General features: G+C 62.6%; 18 protein-coding genes. 14 read left to right on the top strand and 4 right to left on the bottom strand.

All coding sequences use genetic code 11. The features are described from left to right. Positions 1 to 3 precede the first annotated feature (3 nt). The 8 genes from VIN96_RS11030 (at position 4) to VIN96_RS10995 (ending at position 9,738) form a co-directional block, all read left to right on the top strand. Positions 4 to 1,644, top strand: coding sequence for a stimulus-sensing domain-containing protein (locus VIN96_RS11030; RefSeq protein ID WP_331896196.1), 1,641 nt, complete (start codon positions 4 to 6; stop codon positions 1,642 to 1,644). 59 nt (positions 1,645 to 1,703) lie between these two features. Beyond that, complete coding sequence (locus VIN96_RS11025) at positions 1,704 to 2,138, top strand: HPr kinase/phosphatase C-terminal domain-containing protein (RefSeq protein WP_331896195.1); 435 nt, start codon at positions 1,704 to 1,706, stop codon at positions 2,136 to 2,138. A 56-nt stretch (positions 2,139 to 2,194) separates the two neighbouring features. Next, complete coding sequence (gene rapZ, locus VIN96_RS11020) at positions 2,195 to 3,160, top strand: RNase adapter RapZ (protein WP_331896193.1); 966 nt, start codon at positions 2,195 to 2,197, stop codon at positions 3,158 to 3,160. Further along, on the top strand, positions 3,160 to 3,567 hold the full coding sequence (locus tag VIN96_RS11015) for a PTS sugar transporter subunit IIA (RefSeq protein WP_331896191.1): 408 nt from the start codon (positions 3,160 to 3,162) through the stop codon (positions 3,565 to 3,567). Before rapZ ends, VIN96_RS11015 begins: the two co-directional genes overlap by 1 nt. Positions 3,568 to 3,603: 36 nt before the next feature. Further along, positions 3,604 to 3,900 (top strand): HPr family phosphocarrier protein, encoded by a 297-nt coding sequence (locus VIN96_RS11010; protein ID WP_331896190.1) that lies wholly within the window; start codon positions 3,604 to 3,606, stop codon positions 3,898 to 3,900. Positions 3,901 to 3,904: 4 nt separating this feature from the next. Then, complete coding sequence (gene ptsP, locus VIN96_RS11005) at positions 3,905 to 5,665, top strand: phosphoenolpyruvate--protein phosphotransferase (RefSeq protein WP_331896189.1); 1,761 nt, start codon at positions 3,905 to 3,907, stop codon at positions 5,663 to 5,665. Between the two features lie 137 nt (positions 5,666 to 5,802). Then, entirely contained in the window at positions 5,803 to 7,218 is a 1,416-nt protein-coding gene (gene ahcY, locus VIN96_RS11000) for an adenosylhomocysteinase (protein ID WP_331896188.1), read from the top strand. A 201-nt stretch (positions 7,219 to 7,419) separates the two neighbouring features. Continuing rightward, the gene (locus VIN96_RS10995; protein WP_331896186.1) at positions 7,420 to 9,738 is read left to right on the top strand and encodes a sensor histidine kinase; all 2,319 of its coding nucleotides are present in this window, start codon (positions 7,420 to 7,422) and stop codon (positions 9,736 to 9,738) included. A gap of 16 nt (positions 9,739 to 9,754) precedes the next feature. Here VIN96_RS10995 and VIN96_RS10990 read toward each other — a convergent pair whose 3' ends face one another. The 3 genes from VIN96_RS10990 to VIN96_RS10980 are packed head-to-tail and all read right to left on the bottom strand — an operon-like array spanning position 9,755 to position 12,179. Further along, the gene (locus tag VIN96_RS10990) at positions 9,755 to 10,351 is read right to left on the bottom strand and encodes a DJ-1/PfpI family protein (protein ID WP_331896184.1); all 597 of its coding nucleotides are present in this window, start codon (positions 10,349 to 10,351) and stop codon (positions 9,755 to 9,757) included. Between the two features lie 37 nt (positions 10,352 to 10,388). Continuing rightward, positions 10,389 to 11,126, bottom strand: coding sequence for a c-type cytochrome (locus VIN96_RS10985; RefSeq protein WP_331896183.1), 738 nt, complete (start codon positions 11,124 to 11,126; stop codon positions 10,389 to 10,391). A gap of 15 nt (positions 11,127 to 11,141) precedes the next feature. Further along, a complete protein-coding gene (locus VIN96_RS10980) occupies positions 11,142 to 12,179 on the bottom strand; it encodes an NAD(P)/FAD-dependent oxidoreductase (RefSeq protein ID WP_331896181.1) in 1,038 nt (345 codons plus the stop codon). 123 nt (positions 12,180 to 12,302) lie between these two features. On the opposite strand from VIN96_RS10980, the gene tsaE reads away from it, so the two are divergent. From tsaE to trxA, 6 genes are all read left to right on the top strand, one after another. Further along, positions 12,303 to 12,785 (top strand): tRNA (adenosine(37)-N6)-threonylcarbamoyltransferase complex ATPase subunit type 1 TsaE, encoded by a 483-nt coding sequence (gene tsaE / locus VIN96_RS10975; RefSeq protein WP_331896179.1) that lies wholly within the window; start codon positions 12,303 to 12,305, stop codon positions 12,783 to 12,785. Continuing rightward, positions 12,778 to 13,794 (top strand): aminoglycoside phosphotransferase family protein, encoded by a 1,017-nt coding sequence (locus tag VIN96_RS10970; protein WP_331896178.1) that lies wholly within the window; start codon positions 12,778 to 12,780, stop codon positions 13,792 to 13,794. Before tsaE ends, VIN96_RS10970 begins: the two co-directional genes overlap by 8 nt. Then, the gene (locus VIN96_RS10965) at positions 13,791 to 14,513 is read left to right on the top strand and encodes a nucleotidyltransferase family protein (RefSeq protein ID WP_331896176.1); all 723 of its coding nucleotides are present in this window, start codon (positions 13,791 to 13,793) and stop codon (positions 14,511 to 14,513) included. Before VIN96_RS10970 ends, VIN96_RS10965 begins: the two co-directional genes overlap by 4 nt. After that, a complete protein-coding gene (addB, locus tag VIN96_RS10960; protein ID WP_331896175.1) occupies positions 14,510 to 17,527 on the top strand; it encodes a double-strand break repair protein AddB in 3,018 nt (1,005 codons plus the stop codon). The genes VIN96_RS10965 and addB overlap by 4 nt, the downstream gene beginning before the upstream one ends. Then, positions 17,524 to 20,949, top strand: a complete 3,426-nt coding sequence (gene addA, locus VIN96_RS10955; protein ID WP_331896173.1) for a double-strand break repair helicase AddA — start codon at positions 17,524 to 17,526, stop codon at positions 20,947 to 20,949. The genes addB and addA overlap by 4 nt, the downstream gene beginning before the upstream one ends. A 97-nt stretch (positions 20,950 to 21,046) precedes the next feature. After that, complete coding sequence (gene trxA / locus VIN96_RS10950; protein ID WP_331896171.1) at positions 21,047 to 21,361, top strand: thioredoxin; 315 nt, start codon at positions 21,047 to 21,049, stop codon at positions 21,359 to 21,361. A 55-nt stretch (positions 21,362 to 21,416) separates the two neighbouring features. Here trxA and VIN96_RS10945 read toward each other — a convergent pair whose 3' ends face one another. After that, positions 21,417 to 22,532, bottom strand: a complete 1,116-nt coding sequence (locus tag VIN96_RS10945) for an NADH:flavin oxidoreductase/NADH oxidase (RefSeq protein WP_331896169.1) — start codon at positions 22,530 to 22,532, stop codon at positions 21,417 to 21,419. Between the last annotated feature and the right edge of the window lie 19 nt (positions 22,533 to 22,551).

The following is a 22,551-nucleotide window of genomic DNA, read 5'->3' as shown; positions in this document are numbered from 1 at the left end:
CCCATGAACGAACAGAGCAAACCACCCCAATGTGATCCGCCCTCGGCGCTGTCGCGGCGGTTTTCGCCGCTGACCCGGCGCATCCTGGCGGTCAACCTGTTGGCCCCGGCGCTGCTGGTGGCGGGGTTGTTTTATCTGGGCGAATATCGCCGCAATTTGATCGCCACCGAACTGTCGGCGTTGCGTACCCATGCGGAAATTTTCGCCGTGGCGTTGGGCGAAAGCGCGGTGTCGGAGGCCGGCCAGCAATTGCTGCCCGACCTCGCCAGCCAGATCGTGCGCCGTCTGGCGTTCACCGCCGAAACCCGCGCCCGGCTGTTCGCCTTTGACGGCGCCTTGGTCGCCGATTCGCGCATTTTGTTGGAACCGGGTGGCCAAGTTCAGGCCGAAACCCTCCCCCCACCGATGAGCACGGATGAAAAAGACAGCGCGCTGACCAAGCTGTTTCGCGCGTTTGACACCGTTTACATGTGGTTGCCGGGCATTGAGGAATACCCGCCGTATCGCGAAAACATCGATCAACACGCCCAGGATTACCGCGAGGCCATGGGCGCGCTGGAAGGCGAAACTTGGGTCGCGCGCCGCTCGATGCCCGACGGCTCTTTGGTGTTGTCGGTGGCGATGCCGGTGACGCGCTACAAGCAGACCTTGGGCGTGCTGATGCTGTCCAAAACCTCCGACGAAATCGACGCAGCTCTGTTTGAGGTGCGCCTGGATATTTTGCGGGTGTTCGCCTTTACCTTGGTGATCACGGTTTTGGTGTCGTTCTATCTGGCTGGCACCATCGCCCGGCCGATCCGCATCCTGGCGCGCGCCGCCGACCGGGTGCGCAAGGGCCATCACCGCCAACACACCATCCCCGGGATGCGCGGGCGCGGCGACGAAATCGGCGAACTGGCGGGTGCGCTCAACGACATGACCGAGGCGCTGTGGTCTCGCATGGACGCCATCGAAGCGTTCGCCGCCGACGTCAGCCACGAAATCAAAAACCCGCTGACCAGCCTGAAAAGTGCGGTGGAAACCGCCGCGCGGCTCAAAGACCCCGAACAGCAGCGCAAGCTGATGGCGGTGATTCAAGACGATGTGGAACGCCTGGACCGGCTGATCAGCGACATTTCCGACGCCTCGCGCCTGGACGCCGAGCTGTCGCGTGCGATCACCACACCGGTGGATCTGGGTAAAATGCTCACGACCCTCGTCGATATCCACACCCACACCGCCGGAAGCGAAGCGCCCCAGCTGAGCGTCAATGTGCAGGACGGCCTACTGGTCAGCGGTATCGAAGACCGCTTGGTGCAGGTGTTTCGCAACCTCATCACCAACGCGGTATCGTTCAGCCCCCCGAACACGTCGGCGAACGGTGTATTCATCCGTCTGGCGGCGCAGCGTGACGGCGAGTTCATCGTCGCCACCGTACAAGACCAAGGCCCCGGGATCCCCGAAGGCAAGGAACGCGACATCTTCAACCGTTTTTACACCGAACGCCCGGAATCTGAAGCTTTCGGCCGTCATTCTGGTTTGGGTTTGGCAATCTCCAAGCAGATCGTCGACGCTCATGGCGGCACCATCAATGCTGAAACGATGCGCGATGCACAAGGCCAGCCGCTTGGCGCGCGCTTCACGGTGAGGCTGCCTGCGGCATAATGTGCGTTATGAGATCCAAAGCCATTGACTCCCACGCGCACTCGTTTCACGCTCCGGATATGGAACGTATTCATGCCACATGTGTCGTCATCAAAGGTCACGGCGTGCTGCTGCGCGGGGAATCCGGCAGCGGCAAGTCGGATTTGGCGCTGCGCCTGATTGACGAAGGCGCGGGTCTGGTGGCCGACGATTACACCGAACTCAGCACCCAGGACGGCGAACTTTTCGCCACCGTACCCCAAGCCATTCAAGGCCTTTTGGAAGTGCGCGGCGTTGGCATCGTGCATCTGGGCTGTGTGCCGCGCGTGCCGGTGGCGGCCATTTTCGATTTGGTGCCGTCCAGCGAGGTCAAACGTCTGCCCGATCAGCACACCATCTCCATCGCCGGCGTCGACGTGGCACATTATGCGATTCACGGCCTTGATGCTTCGGCGCCAGCCAAGGTCCGCATGGCCCTCAAGGCGCAGACGGAAAAGCTGTTTCATTCGACCTGAATCAACAATCCGACAAAAAATTTTCTTCGTAACAATTCCCGGATAATCTGGCGCGCATGACATCAACCGATACAGACCCTCATCGACCGTCCGCGCCGCAAAACAGCGAGCGCCGTCACGTCGTTTTGGTCACCGGCATGTCCGGTGCGGGCAAGACCACGGTTTTGAAGGCGTTCGAGGATTTGATGTTCGAAGCGCTGGATAACGTGCCGCTGTCGCTGCTGCCCAACATCGTCGCCCCCCCGCATGAGGTTCTGCCCGGGTTCAGCGTTCCGCCCCGCCCGATCGCCGTTGGCGTGGACATTCGCACCCGCGATTTCGCCGCCGATGCGTTCGTTCGTCAACTCGACGCCCTGCACACCTTGCCGGACGTCGACGTCAAGGTCTTGTTCGTCGATTGCGGCGACGAAGAACTGGTACGCCGCTATACCGAAACCCGCCACCGCCACCCGTTGGCCCACGACCTGCCGGTGCTGGACGGCATCCGCTTGGAACGCCGGCTGATTTCACCGTTGCTCGATGTCGCCGATATCCACCTCGACACCACCGGCGACACGCCTTACGACGTCAAAAGTTTCCTCGCCCACGCCTTCGGCGAAGGCAATGCAAGCGGCGCCATGGCGGTGTTTGTGACGTCCTTTTCCTTTCGCAAGGGATTGCCGCGCGACGCGGATCTCGTCTTCGATGTTCGCTTTTTGCGCAATCCACATTATGATCCGGTGCTCAAGCCTCTCACCGGGCGGGACCGTCGGGTTCAGGCGTATATCCAAGAAGACGCCGGATTCGATGAGTTTTTTTCCAACCTGAGCGCGCTGCTCGCCCCCATGATCAAGCGCTTTCGGGATGAGGGAAAGTCGTATCTCACCATCGCGGTGGGGTGCACAGGGGGCAAACATCGGTCCGTCTTCGTCGCCGAAAAGTTGGCGGCGTGGCTGGAAAACACACATAACCGTATCCGGCTGGCCCATCGCGACATGCCGCAAGCCGAACCGGATCAAGGGCAAGAAAACGGAAAATCGTGATGATCGGCATCGTGCTCGTGACCCATGGCCGTCTGGCCGATGAATTGGTCGCCGCAATGGAACATGTGGTCGGCCCGCAAGATGGTGTGGCCACCATCTGCATCGGACCGGACGACGATATGGAAGAGCGCCGGGGGCAAATCCTCGACAGCATCTCCAAGGTCGACGACGGCGCGGGCGTGATCTTACTCACCGACATGTTCGGCGGCACACCGTCGAATCTAGCCATCAGCGTGATCGAAAAAGCCAACGTCGAAGTCATCGCCGGGGTCAACTTGCCGATGCTCATCAAACTGGCCAGCGTGCGCGCCGACAGCGCGCTCAAAGCCGCCGCGACCCAGGCGCAAGATGCCGGGCGCAAATACATCAACATCGCGTCTGAGCTGCTCGGCCCCGATAACGCTTAACAGCGCCGTTTCTCCGAAGTTATTGAGGCCTTTGTTTTGACCACCGCATCTTCATCCGCCACCGCCCTTGAGCGCACCTTGGAAATCCGCAACCAGCGCGGCCTGCATGCCCGCGCCGCCGCCAAGTTCGTCAAATTGGCGGGCGAATTCGACGCCGACATCTCCGTGACCAAAGACGGTCAAACGGTGTCGGGCAGTTCGATCATGGGCTTGATGATGCTGGCCGCGGGCATCGGATCCGACATTTTGGTGGCTATCACCGGTGCGGACGCCACTGCCGCCATGGATGCCATTGAAGCGTTGATCGACGACAAGTTCGGCGAGGAATGTTAAGGCCATGAGCCCGGCGTCGCGCGAAATCGTCATCAAAGGCTTGGGCGTTTCCACCGGTATCGCCATCGGTATCGTGCATGTGCGCGAAAGCGGCGCCATTGCGGTGCCCGAATACCCGGTCCGTGGCGCCCGTATCGACGAGGAATGCGTACGCCTCGACGACGCCTTAAAAACCGCGCAACGTCAAATCGGCCGCCTGAAGGCCAAGGCGGCCTCGATGCCCGCCGCCGCCGCGGAAGAAATGGGTTTCCTACTTGAAGCCTACGAGCAGATGCTCGGCGATTCGCGTCTGGTGCGCGGCGCGTACCGGCGTATCCGCGAAGACAAAATCAACGCCGAAGCCGCCGTGCAGGCGGAAATCAACGACATCACCGCGGGCTTCGCATCGCTCGACGACAGCTACATTGCCGCGCGTATGGACGACATCCGCGAGGTCGCCAACCGCCTGATCCGCGCGCTGACCAAATCCCACGTCAAGCCGCTAAACACGGTGCCCAAGGGCTCGATCATCATTTCCGAGGAAATGACCCCCGCCGACACCGCCCAGCTCAACCCCAAAAAGGTTTCCGGCTTCGCCACCGTCCTGGGCGGCGCGCAAGGCCACACCGCGATCATGGCCCGCGCCTTGGGCCTGCCCGCCGTGCTGGGTGCGCCGGGACTGCTGGGCGCGGTCAAATCGGGCGACCACGTGGTCATCGACGGCGACCAAGGGCGCATCGTCATCAACCCCAAGCCCGCGACGTTGGCCGCGTTCGAAGCCAAGCAGGTCGGACACCGCCGCCGCCTGGGCCGCCTCGCGCGATTGCGCCGTCAGCCGTCCGTCACCCGCGACGGCACCGAAATCTCGCTCGGCTGCAACGTCGAACTGCCCATCGAGATGCCCGGGGTTTTGGATTCCGGCGCATCGAGTATCGGCTTGCTGCGTTCGGAATTCATGTTCATGAACCGCGACGACATCCCCGGCGAAGAAGAGCAATACAAGGCGCTGCGCGACATCGTCAAAGCCATGGACGGACGCACCGTGACGGTGCGCACGCTCGACATCGGCGGCGAAAAGCTGGCCCAGTCGATGACCGAAGACATCGGCGACAGCGCCCAAAGCGCGCTGGGTTTGCGCGGCATCCGGCTGTCGTTAAAAAAACCGGAACTTCTGGAAAGTCAGCTCTCGGCCATCTTGCGCGCGGGCGTGCACGGCCCGGTGCGCATCTTGCTGCCGATGGTCTCGACCCAGCAAGAGGTGCGCAAAACCCGCGACATTCTCAAAAAACTGGCCACCAAGCTGAGGCGCAAAAAGGTCAAAATCGCCGATCCCCTGCCCCCCGTGGGGGTGATGATCGAGGTGCCGAGCGCCGCGCTGACTGCCGATGCGCTGGCCGCGGTGTCGGACTTTTTCGCCATCGGCTCCAACGATCTGACCATGTACACCATGGCCGTGGACCGCACCGACGAACAGGTGGCGGCGCTCTACAACCCGCTGCATCCTTCGGTCCTGCGCCTGATCCAATTCACCGCCGAAGCCGCGTTGCGCGCACGCATTCCCATTTCGGTGTGCGGCGAAATGGCCGGCGATCCGCGCTTTACAGCACTTTTGATGGGGCTGGGCATCCGCGAACTGTCGATGAGCGCGCACGCCTTGGGTCCGGTCAAACAACGGGTGCGCGAAATCGACCTCGCCGCCGCGCAAAACCGCGCCACCATCATCATGGGCCAAACGGACTCGGGCCGTATCGCCATGCTGTTGGACGATTTCAACACCCTGGTCTAATCCATCCGGATGGGGAGACAATCTCCGCTCCCAAAACCGGGACATTTCCTTGCTTGCCCTTGGGTTTCAGGGCTGGTAAACCCCCTGTCACGACATTCGCAAGAATCTCACCGAATTCACGTCCAGGAGACTCGTCCATGAGCGACGCCCCGAACACCAAAGACTATCAAGTTGCCGATATCAGCCTTGCCGAGTGGGGCCACAAGGATATCGACCTTTCCAACACCGAAATGCCCGGTTTGATGTCCATCCGCGATGAGTACAAAGACGAGCAGCCGCTGAAGGGCGCGCGCATCGCCGGTTCTTTGCACATGACCATCCAGACCGCCGTTCTGATCGAAACCCTGGAAGCGTTGGGCGCGGAAGTGCGCTGGGTATCTTGCAACATTTTCTCCACCCAAGACCACGCCGCCGCGGCGATCGCCGACAACGGCACCCCGGTGTTCGCGCACAAGGGCGAAACCCTGGAAGAGTACTGGGATTTCACCCACCGTCTGTTCACCTGGCATGACGGCGGCGCGCCGAATATGATCTTGGACGACGGCGGCGACGCCACGTTGCTGCTGCACCTGGGCAAAGACGCGGAAAAAGACATCTCCGTGCTCGACAACCCCGGCACCGAAGAAGAAGAAGTCCTGTTCGCCGCGATCAAGGCCCACATCGCCAAGGACCCGCAATGGTACACCAAGGCCGCTGCCGACATCATGGGTGTGACGGAAGAAACCACCACCGGCGTGCATCGCCTGTATGAGATGGCGAAAAAAGGCACGCTGATGTTCCCTGCCATCAACGTCAACGATTCCGTGACCAAGTCGAAGTTCGACAACAAGTACGGCTGCCGCGAAAGCCTGGTCGACAGCATCCGCCGCGCCACCGACGTGATGATGGCGGGCAAGGTCGCCGTGGTCTGCGGTTACGGCGATGTCGGCAAGGGTTCTGCTGAATCTCTGCGTTCTTCCGGGTGCCGCGTGCTGGTCACTGAAGTCGATCCGATCTGCGCGCTGCAGGCATGCATGGAAGGCTTCGAGGTCGTCACCGTCGAGCAAGCCTTGCCCGAAGGCGACATCTATGTCACCACCACCGGCAACAAGGACATCCTCACCGTCGATCACATGCGCGGCATGAAAGATCGCGCCATCGTGTGCAACATTGGTCACTTCGACAACGAGATCCAGGTTTCCGGCTTGAAGAACTTCAAGTGGACCAACATCAAGCCGCAGGTCGACGAAATCGAATTCCCCGATGGCAACCGCATCATCTTGTTGGCCCAGGGCCGCTTGGTGAACTTGGGCTGTGCCACCGGCCACCCGAGCTTCGTGATGTCGGCATCCTTCACCAACCAGGTGTTGGCGCAGATCGAATTGTTCAAGAACAACGCCGACGGCAAATACAAGAACCAAGTCTACGTTCTGCCCAAGCACTTGGACGAAAAGGTCGCCCGCTTGCACCTCGACAAGCTCGGCGCCACGCTGACCACGCTGCGTCCCGAGCAGGCCGCCTACATCGGCGTCGAGGTCGAAGGCCCGTTCAAGCCCGACACCTATCGCTACTAAGCGATTTCGACCGTTTCATCAAAGGCCGCCTTCGGGCGGCCTTTTTTGTTTGCGCACAGAACCCGCCTTTTTGTTGCTCTAACAGCAGTGCGGGCATAACATCCCCCCAAGGCGGGTCATCGTCCTGGAATTCAAGAGAAATTCCGGAAAATGACCCTGCGGGGACATCCGAGGCCATCCAAGGGGCATATCTGACAGGTTATGGGCGGTTTCACGTTTACCGAGCATCTCAACAACGCTTCGCCGCTTTTGGCGCTGGTGATGGCCGTTGCCGCGCTGATTTTGGTGGTGTTTGCGCTGCGCCAACGCAAACAGCTCACCCAACTGCAAAGCGCCCACGAGCGACTGTTGTCGGATGCCGAAATCAGCCACGAAATCCTCGCCACCGCGCCGGACGGCTTGTTTTTGTGGGTGGTGGCTAACAATTCCGAAGCGTGCTCGCGCCGCCTAGCCGTGCTGTTGGGCTTGCGTGACGGGGTGCGATCGACCTTTCGTTCGGTGATGGAATGCTTCACCGGCGACGACGCCGCGGTGTTGATGGGCGCGACCCACAAGCTGCGTAGCGAAGGAGCGCCGTTCGAATGCGTGGTCACCACCAAGGACGGCGCGCGGCGCTTACTGGTGGTCGGGGTACGCGCGGGCAGCGGTGGCGTCAGCGGCGGAGAAAGCGATCAGTCGCTGGCCGACGTGTTGTGGATGCGCGACGTTTCCGACCTCGCCCCGCCAGCCGAGGGCGCCAATATCAGCGCGCGAGAAATCATCGAAGCCATGCCCTTGCCCGCATGGCTGCGCGGCGGCAAGCTGGGGGTGCAGGCGGTCAACAACGCCGCGCGGGTGCTGGGCGCCCTGGAAGCCGCACGCACCATGGCCGAACGCGCCCAAGGCGACAAGAAAGCCGTCAAGGAACGCCACTTGGTGACGCTGGAAGACGGCAAGACCCATTTGCTCGACATCACTGAAGCGCCGTTGCCCGGCGGCGGCACGCTTGGCATCGCCCAGGACATGACCCACGCGGAAGAAACCGAAAGTTCCTTCACCCGCCATATCCAAGCGCAAAATCAAGTTCTCGAAACCCTCGCCACCGCCATTGCGATCTACAACGGCGAACAAAAGCTCAGCTTCTTCAATTCCGCGTTCGCCCAATTGTGGGACCTGAACCCATCGTGGCTGGAGGACGAACCCAGCTATACCGACGTTTTGGAACGCCTGCGCGAACAGCGCCGTCTGCCCGAAGTCGCCGACTTCCGGGCTTTCAAGGCCGAACAAACCGGCCTGTTCGGCCGCCTGGAAGGGCCTGAGGAAACCATGATGCATCTGCCCGACGGCACCACGTTGCGCTCGGTCGCCGCACCGCATCCCTTGGGCGGATTGGTGTTCGCCTACGAAGACGTCACCGACCATCTGGATTTGGAACGCAGTTACAAAACCCTGTCCGCCGTGCAGCGTGAAACGCTCGACAACCTTTACGAAGGCGTGGCGGTGTTCGGCGCCGACGGCCAAGCCAAGCTGATGAACCCGTCGTTCGAACGCATCTGGTCGCTGCCGTCCAAGACCGATGGCGCGCCTTTGCGCATGAGTGGCTTCATCAAACACATCACCACTTTGATCCAGCGCGACGATGACGGCGACGGCGAGTTCGACACCATTCATTTGGCGGCCAAGCTGATGAACCGCGACTCTGATCGCGGCCGGGTGCGCCTGACCAACGGCGGGGTGCTCGAATACGCCAAGGTGCCGCTGCCCGACGGCGCGGTGCTGCTCAGCTATCTCGACGTCACCGACAGCGCGCGGGTCGAAAACGCCCTGCTGGAACGGGCCCACGCGATGGCCGAGGCCAACGTCCTGAAATCCGAATTCATGGCCGGTGTCAGTCATGAAATCCGCACGCCCTTGAACGCCATCGTCGGCTTTGCATCGATCCTCACCGACAGCTATTTCGGCGACCTCAACAGCCGCCAGTCCGAATACAGCCGCGGCATTTTGGAAAGCGCCGAAGAACTGCTCGGCATCATCGACAACATGCTCGATCTGGCTTCGGTGGAAGCCGGCCTGATGACCTTGGAACTGGACACGGTGGACGTGAACCGCCTGCTGGTCACCGCCATGAACTTGGTCCGCGAACGCGCCAAACGCAAAGACGTCGACATCGAATTCGACAGCCCCGCCGACATCGGCTGGGTGGTCGCCGACGGCAAGCGGCTCAAGCAGGTACTGTTCACGCTGCTGTCGAGCGCGGTGTCCAACACCCCACCGGGCGGGCAAGTTCTGATGACCGCACGCCGCGAAGGCGGTGACGTGGTGTTCCGTGTCACCGACGGCGGCACGGGCCTAAAGGAAGACAAGGTGCCGCCAGGGCTGGCGCTGATCGCGCGCTTTATCGAATTGCACAACGGCGAGGTCGAACTGACCAACCGTCCCGGTCGCGGCACCACGGTATCGTGCCACTTACCGGCCGAATCCGATGAAGACAGCCTGCGTCAGCCGGATCTGTTTTCGGGTTTCGTCGACCGCACCGAATGATCGGCCCCATGGCTGCTCATGGCAGCATCGGCACCACCACGGCGTGGGCACGGCTTACAAAATCGTCCTTTTGCCCGACCGGCGCGACATAATGAATAATCTCGGCCGCGGTTTGCCAATCGGTTTTCATGGCGATCACCCAGGCGGCCAAATAATGCGATGCCAAGCAGCCCCCCGCCGATGCGATGTTCCCCTGAACATGAAGAGGCCGATCGCTGATGATCACGCCCTCTTTCGATAAATGAGGAGCGGTCATCGTATCCGTGGACAGGGTGCCTGTGCCGAGCCCCAGGCGATGCAGAAACAATGCTCCGGAACACTGAGCGCCGATCAGTTGGCGGGATTTATCTAGGGCAAAGCGCGCCAAAAATGCGCGGTCAGTGGCGTATTCGGCCGTCTTCATCCCGCTCCCGAACAGGACCACATCGGCATCGTTGGCATATTCAATCGGTTGCTGGGCCGAAATGCGCACCCCGTTCATCGAGGTCACGCTGTCGGTTGGACAGCAAATTTGCACGCTCCAATCATTGCGCGGCACCCGATTCAGGATTGCGGATGCCACAAAGCTATCGAGCTCGTTGAAAGCTTCCAACGTAACGATGGCGATCTTCATGCTCTGCCCCCTCTGCGCGCCTGGATCGGCACGCGGGTTAATTTGTGGAATCGGCTTTCGTACCGCGACAATCCAGGGACGCAAAATAGCGCGCAATGGCGTCGATATCGGGGATTTGCAGACGCGCGACTTTGGCTTCCATGATCGGGTGACTGCGCCACGCCTCGCCTTCGCGCGGCTGCGCGCCCCAGGCGGTTTCGCGAATCAACAGCAACTGGCGGCGCAAATACGCCCGATTCTGTCCGGCGAGATTGGGCACTTGGCTTTGCAGCCCGATTCCATCCGCGCCGTGACACACCACGCACGCCTCCGCGGCAGGCGGGCGGGGCAACGGGTTTTTACGCGCCACTTTTGCCGCACCCCCGTCGCAGGCCAGTCCGGACATGGCTTGGGCCAACGGCGCGATGAGCTGGTCGGGCAAATCGGCCGCCATATGTTCCATCACCGGATCGTTGCGATGCGAGGCGACGGCGGCGTTTGGTCCATTGTCCGCGTCCCCGTCCCGGTCTTTCGGCGCTTGGGCGGCCTCGCGCGCGGAGGTTTTAAAGGCCACCAATTGACGGCGGATGTATTCGCTTTTTTGCCCGGCAATGGTCGGTCGGGTGGGGACTGTGCTCACCCCGCCTGCACCGTGACATTGGAAACACATCTGCAAGGCGTCTTTGACTTGAGCGTCAAGTCCAGCGGGCGCGGGGCCTTGCGCGCCGACCATGGTGCTCATGGTCAGGGTCAAGGTCAGCGTCGCAATGACGCTCAAACGGGCCCGACTGCTCATATTCGCCCTCGATGCTTAGTGTGCCGCCCCCGGCACGCCGGCAGAGGTGGAGTGTTCGAAATGATAGGCCTCGTCCGGGTGCACGTAATCGCGCGCACTGTGCGCCGCCAGCGCGGCTTCGGAAAAGCCCATCAAGATCAGCTTCAGCTTGCCGGGATAGGTGATGATGTCGCCCGCGCCGAATATGCCCGAGCGCCCGGCGCTCATATCCGACGGATCGACGGTAATGTGGTTGTGCTCGATGCCCAAGCCCCAATCGGCAATCGGGCCGATGTTTTGCGACAGACCGAAAAAGGGCAACAGAACGTCGGCGTCCAGCGTACGTGCATTGCCATCGAGATCGGCGACCGTCACCGCCGTCAGACCGTCCGCCCCGCCGTCCAACCCCGCCAGTTGGTAGGGTACCACCAACTCGACGTTGCCGGTCTTGGTCAGCTCCTCCATGCGTGCGACCATATCCGGCGCCGCGCGGAATTTCGGCCGACGGTGCACCACCTTGATGCTTTCGGCGACGTCCGACAGCGATACCGCCCAGTCGACGGCCGAATCGCCGCCGCCGGCGATCACCACCTTCTTGCCGCGAAAATCCTCGCGGCGCTTGACCATGTAGTTCACACCGCGGCCGGGGCCCATGCCCTCGAAATCCTTAATGCCGTCGAGCGGCGGGCGGTTGGGCCCGAACGCGCCGACACCGGCGGCGATGATCACCGCGCCGGCATCGATCTGTACGCCTTTGGTGGTGCTCAGCAGCAAGCGGCCATCGTCCAGTTCATCCACGCCGATGACTTGTTGGGACAGGTGATAGACCGGCTTGAACGGCGCGGCCTGGGCTTCGAGCATGGAGATCAGGTTGCCGGCGAGAATTTCCGGATGGCCGGGGATGTCGTAGATGGGTTTTTCCGGATAAAGCGCCGTCAATTGCCCGCCCACATCGTCCAACGCGTCGATGACGTGGCAGCTGAGCTTCAGCATGCCGCATTGAAATACGGCGAAAAGACCCACGGGGCCTGCGCCAATGATGGCGACGTCGGTGGTGATCGGTGCGTTGGCCATAGCGTCTCTCGGTGTTTGAGCATTAAACTGGTATTGCGAATCCTATTGGGTTTATATCAGGTTCACATCAGGTTTTGAGCGAAAAAGTCCCCCGTGAGCCCCCGAAGACGTAAGATAAGGCCCATGAGCACCGTCAACCAAACCGCGATCATCGAACTGGCCGGGCTGAAAGCCACGAATGCGCTGGCGCACGATTTGGCGCAACTCGCCGAACCCGGCGACGTGATCGCGTTGAGCGGCGATTTGGGTGCTGGAAAAACCGCGTTCGCGCGCGCATTCATCCGCGCCCTCACCGAACCGGACGAAGACGTTCCAAGCCCCACCTTTACCCTGGTTCAAACCTACGAGGGGGAACGTTTCGACATCTGGCATTTCGACTTGTATCGCTTGGAGCACCCCGAAGAAGTGTTCGAACTGGGCATCGAAGAGGCGCTCGACAACGCGGTATCCTTGATCGAATGGGCCGAGCGCATGGGGCCTTACATCCCCCGTGAACGCCTGGAAATCCGTCTCACCGTCGGCAAAGGCAAAAATCACCGCCAAGCGGAATTGATCGCACACAACGCCGCATGGGCGGACCGTTTGAAAGCTTATGTACATGACTGAAGGCACCCGCACCCAACTTTTGACGGCTTTTCTGCGCAGCGCCGGATGGCAAGACGCCGAACGCCACCCGCTTGCCGCCGACGCCTCGTTCCGTCGCTACATCCGCTTGTTCGATAACGGCAAAACAGCCCTGGTCATGGATGCCCCGCCCAGCCACGAAGACGTGCGTCCTTTTGTGTTGGTCGACAAACACCTGCGCATACTGGATTTCAGCGCCCCGGAAATTCTCGCCGAAGACGAAACCAACGGCTTTTTGCTGTTGGAGGACTTCGGTGACGCCACCTTCACCAAACTGCTGGCGCGCGGCGCCGATGAGCGCGCGTTGTACACCCTCGCCACCGACACGCTGATTGCATTGCATGCGTTGGATATGTCCAGCACCACCCCCGACTGGCTGCCGCCGTACGATGACGCGCGCCTGCGCGACGAAGCGGCGCTGCTGTTGGATTGGTTCATGCCCGCCCAGGGCCTGGGGGTTTCCACCGCCACCCGCGCCGATTTTGAGCGCATCTGGTTCGGGTTGTTCGCCCATGTTCATGACGGCCCGCGCACTTTGGTTTTGCGCGATTATCACGTCGACAACCTGATGCGCCTGGACGGCCGCGACAGCATCAAGGCGTGCGGATTGCTGGATTTCCAAGACGCGCTCGGTGGTCATCCCGCATATGACTTGATGAGCCTGCTGCAAGATGCGCGGCGCGACATATCGGCGCGCCTGCAAGCCGATATGTTGGAGCGCTACCGCGACGCCTTGAACCTGTCCGGCCCCGCGTGGGACGACTTTGCACGCGCTTACGCCATTCTCGCCGCCCAACGACATGCCAAGGTCATCGGCATCTTCACCCGCCTGGACCGCCGCGACGCCAAGCCGGTGTACCTCAAGCATATCGCGCGGGTATGGCGATTGCTGGAACAGGCCTTGGAACACCCCGCTTTGGGTGATCTGAAAGCCTGGATGGATGAGCACATCCCCATCGACAAGCGCCAGGCGCCGGAGCCCATTGCATGAGACCAAAGTCCGCTATGGTTCTCGCCGCCGGCTTGGGTTTGCGCATGCGCCCGCTCACCGACCATCGGCCCAAACCGATGATCGAGGTCGCCGGACAAACGCTGATCGACTGGGCCTTGACGCGCATCGCTGACGCGGGCGTCAGCCGTGCGGTGGTCAACCTGCATTACCTGGGCGAACAAATCCAAGCGCATCTGAAAGACCGCACCGCGCCAACAATATCGTTCAGCCCCGAAGATCCGATCTTGGAAACCGGCGGCGGCATAGAACGGGCGCTGGCTGAGCTTGGAACAGAACCCTTTTTCGCCTGCAACAGCGACGGTTTGTGGCTGGACGGCCAGCAAAACGCGCTGACACGCCTCGCCGACATGTGGGATGACGATACCATGGACGGGGTTTTGCTGCTGCATGATCCGGCCCAGGCGATGAGTTACGACGGCCCCGGCGATTTTACCATAGCCAGCAATGGTCAATTGACGCGCCGCACGGACGATCCCGCAAACAAGGCTTATGTGTTTACCGGCGTACAATTGCTGCATCCACGTTTGTTTACCGATACGCCTGGCGGGGCCTATTCGCTTAACGTACTCTACGACCGCGCCTTGGCCGCCGGACGGCTTTATGGACTGGTGCATGACGGCGCGTGGTTTCACGTCGGCACGCCGGAGGCCCGCGACGCCACCGAAGCGTGGCTGATCGAACACGGACTTGGCCAATGAGCATGGCGAAGGTCTACACCATCGCACCAACCAGGCCGTTCGTCGACGAACTGGCCAAAGGCATTCTGGCGCGGGTCGGCGACGCGCCGCAAAAACTTGCCCAGGTGCGCGTCCTGCTGCCGACCCGGCGTGCCTGTCGGTCGCTGCGCGAAGCGTTTTTGCGGCTCAGTGACGGCGCGCCGATGTTGCTGCCGGTGATGACGCCGCTCGGCGATGTCGATGAAGACGAATTGGCGCTGGGTAGCGTCGGCGAAAGCGCCGGATTGCTCGAAGCGCTGGATCTGCCGCCCGCCATCGGCGGGGCCAAGCGCATCGCGCTGCTGGCGCGATTGGTCATGGCCAAGGACGCCGACACCACGCCCGATCAAGCGGTGCGGCTGGCCGGTGAATTGGCCGGTCTGGTCGATCAGGTGCACACCGAAGGTCTCGACCTGACGCGCTTGAAGGAACTGGTGGTCCGAAATGATCTATCCGAACACTGGCAAAAAACCGTCGATTTTTTGGATATTATCGGCGCGGTTTGGCCTCAAGTGCTCGATGAGCAAGGCTTGCTCGACCCCGCTCAGCGTCGCAACGCCCTGATGCGCGCACGCACCCAAGCGTGGCGCGACACCCCGCCGCAAACGCCGGTCATCGCGGCGGGGTCCACCGGCACCATCCCCGCCACCGCAGAGCTTTTGGACGTGGTCGCGCGCCTGCCCCACGGCGCATTGGTGTTGCCGGGACTGGAACGCGGTGCGCCGGACGAGGTATGGGCCAATTTTGACCCCACTCATCCGCAATACGGCATGGCCCAGCTGCTCGACAAAATCGGCGTGGCGCGCACGGATGTCGGCAATTGGACCGACACCCAAGATACGCACGCGGCACGCGCTGCGGTCATCACCCGCGCCATGGTCCCCGCCGAAGCGACCCATCTGTGGCGCGCGGATGGTCCGCCGCCGCCCGACGCGTTGGCGGGCGTGGTGCGTCTGGACGCCCCGACCCCGCGCGAAGAAGCCAGCGCCATCGCCTTGATCTTGCGCCGCACCTTGCAAACCCCGCACAAGACCGCAGCCCTGATCACCCCTGACCGGGCCTTGGCCCGCCGCGTCGCGGTCGAGTTGGGCCGCTGGGGGTTGGAGGTCGACGATTCCGCCGGCACGCCGTTGGACCAGACCCCACCGGGGACGTTCTTTCATTTGCTCGCTGAAATGGCGGCGGGCGGATTTCAACCAGTGCATCTGCTGGCGTGCCTCAAGCACCCGTTGGCCGCAGGCGGGTTCGAACCCGCGCAGATGCGCGCCGCAGTGCGGGCGTTGGAAATCGCCCTGTTGCGCGGACCGCGCCCCGGCCAGGGTTTGAGCGGCCTTGAAGACCAACACCGGGTGTTCGTGCACGACACCCGCGCCGCCAAGCGCTTTACCCGCCACGGCCTAGCGCAAAAAGACATCCGCACCGTGATCGCCGTGCTGCAAGAGATCGTCGAACCGTTCGCCGCCGCCTTGCAAAATCCGAAGGCCAACGCCGCCCAGCTGTTGAAGCTGCACGTCGATACCGCCGTGGCCTTGAGCGAACGCGGGGCGGAGCAAAACGAGCGGCGCTTGTGGGCCGGAGACGCGGGCGAAGCGCTCAGCGCCTTCGCCGCCGAGGCCTTCGACGCACTGGACATGCTGGGTCCGATCGCGGGTGCGCACTATCCGGCGCTGATCCAAGCCCTGATGGCGGGCCGCGCGGTGCGCTCGCGCTATGCCGCGCACCCGCGTTTGTCCATCTGGGGCTTGCTCGAAGCGCGCCTGCAAAATGCCGACGTGGTGGTTTTGGGCGGCCTTAACGAAGGGGTGTGGCCGCCGGAAGCGGAAGCCAGCCCGTGGATGAGCCGCCCGATGATGCGTCAATTCGGCCTGCCATTGCCCGAACGGCGCATCGGTCTCAGCGCCCACGATTTCGTCCAGGCGTTCGCCGCGTCGCAAATCTACCTGACCCGATCGGGGCGCAGCGGCGGCAGCCCGCAGGTGCCGTCGCGCTGGCTGGTGCGGCTGGAAACCTTGCTCGGTGAGCATATCGCGCTGAACGAACCCGACGGCGAAAGCTGGCTGCATTGGGCCGATGCCCTGACCCGTCCGCACATATCCGACGCATCCGACGCGGGACCCATTTCCCCGCCCCGCCCAACGCCGCCCACCTCCGCACGTCCCACCCGTTTGTCGGTCACTCAAGTGGAAACCTGGATCCGCGATCCTTACGCCATCTATGCCCGCCGGGTGCTGGGCCTCGAGCCGCTGGACCCGTTGGAAGCCGACCCCGGCGCGGCGGATCGCGGCATCGTCGTGCACACCGCGCTGGAACGCTTCATCCAGCGCCACATGAACGACTGGCCGGAAAACGCCGAGGCCGAATTGGTCGAGATCGGCCGCCAAGTGTTCGATGAATACATCGCCAGTCCCAGCGTGCGCGCGTTCTGGTGGCCGCGCTTCAAACGCATCGCCGCGTGGTTCGTCGCATTCGAACGCCGCCGCCGCGACGCCGGCATTTTCCCGGCGCTGATCGAACAAGACGGACGCATGGACGTCGACGGGCTCAACGGCACCTTCACTCTGACCTGCAAAGCCGACCGCATCGATCGCGACGGCGCGGGCGGTTTGGTGATCGTCGATTACAAAACCGGTTTGCCGCCGACCACCAAACAAGTCGAAAGCGGCCTGACCCCGCAATTGCCGTTGGAAGCCGCCATCGCCAAAAGCGGCGGGTTTGAAGGACTGATTTCCAACGCCCCGATTGCGGGCCTGCTCTATCTGCGCCTGTCGGGCGGACGGGTCGCGGGTGAAACCAAGCCCATCAATCTCGACGCCGAACAAGCAACCCAAGAGGCTTATGAAGGCTTGGTCAAGCTGGTGCACAAGTACGACGACGAACATACCCCGTACCTGTCACGCCCGCGCCCGATGTTCGAAAGCCGCTTCGGCGATTTCGACCATCTCGCCCGGGTCAAGGAATGGTCCGGTGGCGACGGCAACGGTGGAGGCGAGGTATGAGCGGCTTTAAACGCACCGCCGGTCAATACGCCGCCGCGCAGCCCGATCGCTCGGTGTGGGTGTCGGCCAACGCCGGCACAGGCAAAACCCGCGTGCTGGTGGACCGCATCGCGCGCTTGCTGTTGGACGGCGCGCAGCCGGAAAAGATCCTCTGCCTGACCTTCACCAAAACCGCGGCGGCGGAAATGTCGGAACGCATCAACACGCAGCTCGGCCACTGGGCGGTGATGGACGACAAAGCGCTGGTCGAAGACATCCGCCTGCTCAGCCAGCGCGAACCCGACGACGCCATGCTGCAAACCGCGCGCCGCCTGTTCGCCCGTGTGCTCGACGTGCCGGGCGGGTTGAAAATCCGCACCATTCATTCGTTCTGCGAAAGCCTCATCGCGCGCTTTCCCATCGAGGCCGGGGTCGCGCCGCATTTTTCGGTGATCGACGAACGCACCACCGCCGAGCTGCTGTCGGAAGCCCGCGAACGGCTGCTTGAGCAGACCGTGCACAACCCCGACACCGCATTGGCGCGCGCCGTCGAGGCCATCGCCGAACTGATCGCCGAAGACGATTTCGCCAGCTTGATTCAAGATCTGGCGGGCAACCGCGCACGGCTCAAAGACGTGCTCACACACTTTGAACGCCAAGGCGGCATCGCCCCAGCCGTGACCGCGTTGGTCGGTTTGGGCCAACACGAAACCGATGCCGCCACCATTGTGCGCGATGCGGACGCCCGGCTCGACGGCGCGGCTTTGTTGAGCGCCACTGAAGCCTTGGCGCGCGGGGCGAAAACCAGCCAAACCCTGGCTGCCGAGATCAAGGCCTACGTCAACAGCCCTGATCGCGCGGCGCGGTTCGAAAGCGACTACGCGCCGCTGTTCGTCACCACCACCGGCGAGGCGCGCAAAAAGCTCACCACCAAGGGCGCGGAGGCGGCCGAAGATACTCTGCGCGCCGAACAAGACCGGGTGATGGGCGTGCTGGAAAAGCTCAAGGCCCGCGCCACGGCGGACGCGACCGCGCATCTGTTGACCGTCGGCAGCGCCTTGTTGAACGGGTACGAACGCCTCAAGCAGGTGCGCGCGCACCTTGATTACGATGATCTGATCGACACCGCACGGGCATTGCTGGCCTCTGATGGCGGGGTCAGCTGGGTGCACTTCAAGCTCGACGGCGGCATCGATCACATCTTGGTCGATGAAAGCCAAGACACCAGCCCCGCCCAGTGGGACATCGTCGGACGCATTGCGGCGGAATTCTTCACCGGCCTGGGCGCGCACGAAGACCACATCCAGAAAACCGAACATCCCCACCCCCGCACGGTGTTTGCAGTCGGCGACGAAAAGCAATCGATCTATTCGTTCCAAGGCGCGGATCCGCACGAATTCGGCCGCATGAAAGAACATTTCCAAGCCCGCGTGCAAAGCGCCGGGGAACGTTTCAGTTCGGTGCCGTTGACCACCTCGTTCCGCACCACCCGCGCGGTGCTGCGGGTGGTGGACCGGGTGTTCGCCAATCCCCAGGCCGCCGACGGTTTGACCTTCGCAGGCGAGCGGGTGGCGCATGATTCCCACCGCCTGGGCGAAGCCGGATTGGTCGAAGTGTGGCCGACCGTCAAACCGCTGGACAAGTCGGACGCCGACCCATGGGACGCGCCGCTGGATTATGTCAGCGAAGAACGCGCGGAAATGCGCCTCGCCCGCGACATCGCCGACACGGTCAAGGGCTGGATTGACGGTCAGGAAATTCTGCCCTCGCAAAACCGCCCCGTCGCGGCGGGCGACGTGCTGATCTTGGTGCGCCGCCGCGCGCGCTTTGCCGAAGAAATGGTTCGCCAGCTCAAAAGCCGGGGCATTCCCGTCGCCGGCGCCGACCGCATGGTGCTGACCGAACAAATCGCGGTGATGGATTTGCTGTCAGCCGGTCGTTTCGCGGTGCTGCCCGAAGACGACCTGACCTTGGCCGAAGTGCTCAAAAGCCCGCTGATCGGCTTCGACGAACAGCAGTTGTTCGACCTCGCCCACGACCGCAAAGCCAGCTTGTGGGCGGAACTGAAACGCCGCCGGGACGACCATGCCCATTTCGCGCACGCACACGACGCGCTGGCCAAGCTGCTCGCCGCTGCCGATTTCATGCCGCCATACGAATTTTATGCGGGCTTGCTGCGCGACAGCGGACGCTTGGCGCTGACCCGGCGATTGGGCGTCGACGCCGAAGACCCGATCGACGAATTCCTCGCTCTGGCGCTAGATTTCGAGCGCAACCACACCCCGTCGCTGCAAGGCTTTTTGCACTGGGTCACCGCCACCCAACAACAAATCAAGCGCGACATGGAGGTGATGGGCAATCAGGTCCGCGTCATGACGGTGCACGGCGCCAAGGGCCTGGAAGCCAACATCGTGTTTCTGACCGACACCTGCACCACCCCCGATGGGCGGCTCGACGGACGAGTACAATGGCTGGGCGGTCGCGATGCCGCCACCCCGCCGGGCATGCTGTGGGCACCGCACAAGGATGCCCGATGCCAAGCGTTTCAGGATCAATCCGAACGCCAACGCGAAGAGCGCGAGCGCGAATACCGGCGCTTGCTGTACGTCGCCATGACCCGCGCCAAGGACCGACTGTACATCACCGGATACGAAGACAGCCGCGGCCGCGCAGACGGCTGCTGGTACGATCTGATCCAGCCGGTGGTGCAAGAGCTGGGCACGGAAATCCCCCACCCCAGCGGCGAGCCCGCTTGGCGATACGAAACCGCGCAAGAGGTCGACGCGAAAAAAGCCGCTGTCCAGGCCATGGCGCAACCCCACCACCCGCTACCCGATTGGGCGCTCAGCCCGCCACCCAGCGAAGACAGCCCGCCTAAGCCCTTGAGCCCGTCGCGGCCCGAACCCGAAGCGCCGCCGGCGCTGGGCCCGTTCGACGGCGACAAGGGCGCGCGCTTCAAACGCGGTCTGCTGGTGCACAAACTGCTCGAAACCTTGCCTAGTCTGGCCCACGAAAAACGCCGCACCGCCGCCGAACAGTGGCTGGCGCGGCCCGCTCATGGGCTGGATTCCGAAACCCAGGCCGACATCGTCGCGGAAACCCTCAATGTGCTCGACCATCCCGACTTCGCGCCGCTGTTCGGCCCCGACAGTCTGGCCGAGGTCAGCCTGTCGGGGGTGATCAACGCGCGGGTGGTTTCCGCCCGCCTGGACCGCTTGTTGGTGTGCGACGACGCGGTGTGGGTGATCGACTACAAAACCAACCGCCCCGCGCCCACCGATCCGGCCCGCGTGCCGGAACAATATCTGGCGCAGATGGCCACATACCGTGAACTTCTGGCTCGAATCTACCCCGACAAGCAGGTGCGCTGCGTTTTGCTGTGGACCGACGGCCCCCACGTGATGGAATTGAACGACGACATATTAAGGACTTACGGACCATAATCTGCGCCGGGTTTCGGGGTGGCTTGACGCCTTCCCCGCGCCCACTTAGATTTGTGTCAAACTTACATTCAAATCATGGATTTCAGGATCTAAACTCATGAAAGAGATTACCGACGCTACCTTTGACGCCGATGTCCTCCAGTCCGCCACCCCGGTACTGGTCGATTTCTGGGCAGAATGGTGCGGCCCGTGCAAGCAGATCGCCCCGGCACTGGAAGCCATTGCCGGCGAAATGGGCGACAAGCTCGTCATCGCCAAAGTCAACATCGACGACAATCCGATGACCCCGTCCAAGTACGGCGTGCGCGGAATCCCGACGCTGATGATGTTCAAAAACGGCCAGCCTGCGGCGGTGAAAATCGGCGCCTTGCCGAAGAACAAGTTGCAGGAATGGATCGAAAGCTCGATCTGATCCGCATCGCTCAAGAAAAAGCCCCGCTAAAAATAGCGGGGCTTTTTTGTGTCCGCTATTTCGGCGGTGGATCTTTGGGTGCGGCCATGGTCTGAAAGTGCGGCAGGGCGCGTTCGTATTGGCGCGGGTAAGCCGCTTCGGCGTTCAGCGCCTTGGCGGCGCGCCAAGTCCAGTGCGGGTCGTCGAGCATGCCGCGCGCCAGCGCGATCATGTCGGCTTGACCGGACCGCACGATGGTTTCCGCCTGCAGCGCATCATTGATCATGCCCACGGCGATGGTGGCGATTTCGGTAGCCTCGGTGATTGCCGCGCACATATCGACCTGATAGCCGGGGCCAAGCGGGATTTCCTGTTCCGGCGACAAGCCACCCGAGGACACGTGGATGAAGTCGCAGCTGCGGTCTTCCAGAGCCTGGGCCAAGGCGATGCTGTCGGCCAGATCCCAACCGCCTTCGACCCAATCGGTGGCGGAAATGCGCAAGCCCACGGGTTTGTCGTTGGGAAAGGCTTCGCGCACGACATCGAAGATTTCCAACGCCAAGCGCATGCGGTTTTCCAAACTGCCGCCATAGGCGTCGTCGCGCCGGTTGCTCAACGGCGACAGGAATTGGTGCAGCAAATAGCCGTGCGCGGCGTGGATTTCCACCGCGTCGAATCCGGCTTGGTCGGCGCGCCGGGCGGCGGCGGCGAAGTCCTGTTTGATTTGATCGATCTCGGCAACCGTGAGCGCATGCGGTGCGGGACGCTCGGCGTCGAACGCCACCGCCGAAGGCGCCACGGTCTGCCAGCCGCCTTCGTCCTCAGGCGCTTGCGCGCCGCCTTGCCACGGCTTGCGGCTGGAGCCCTTGCGCCCGGCATGGGCCAGTTGGATGGCGATGGGGGTATTGCCCCAGGTCTTGGTGAAGTCGACCACGCGTTTCCACGCCGCCATCTGCTCGTCGGTCCAGATGCCCGGACACGACAGCGAGATCCGTCCACGCGGTTCGACCGACGTGGCTTCGGCGATGAACAGGCCGTGGCCGCCCACCGAGAACTGACCGACGTGCATCAGATGCCAATCGCCGACGATGCCGTCGGTCGCCGAATACTGGCACATGGGTGCGATGACAACGCGGTTGGCAAGTTCGAGCCCGCGCATGCGAAACGGTTGAAACAGTTCGCTGGACATCATGGTCGTCCCCCCGATGGTC

Origin of the sequence: Magnetovibrio sp. (assembly GCF_036568125.1) — a bacterium.
In the GTDB taxonomy this organism is placed as follows: domain Bacteria; phylum Pseudomonadota; class Alphaproteobacteria; order Rhodospirillales; family Magnetovibrionaceae; genus Magnetovibrio.
This window is presented reverse-complemented; position numbering and strand designations above follow the sequence as displayed.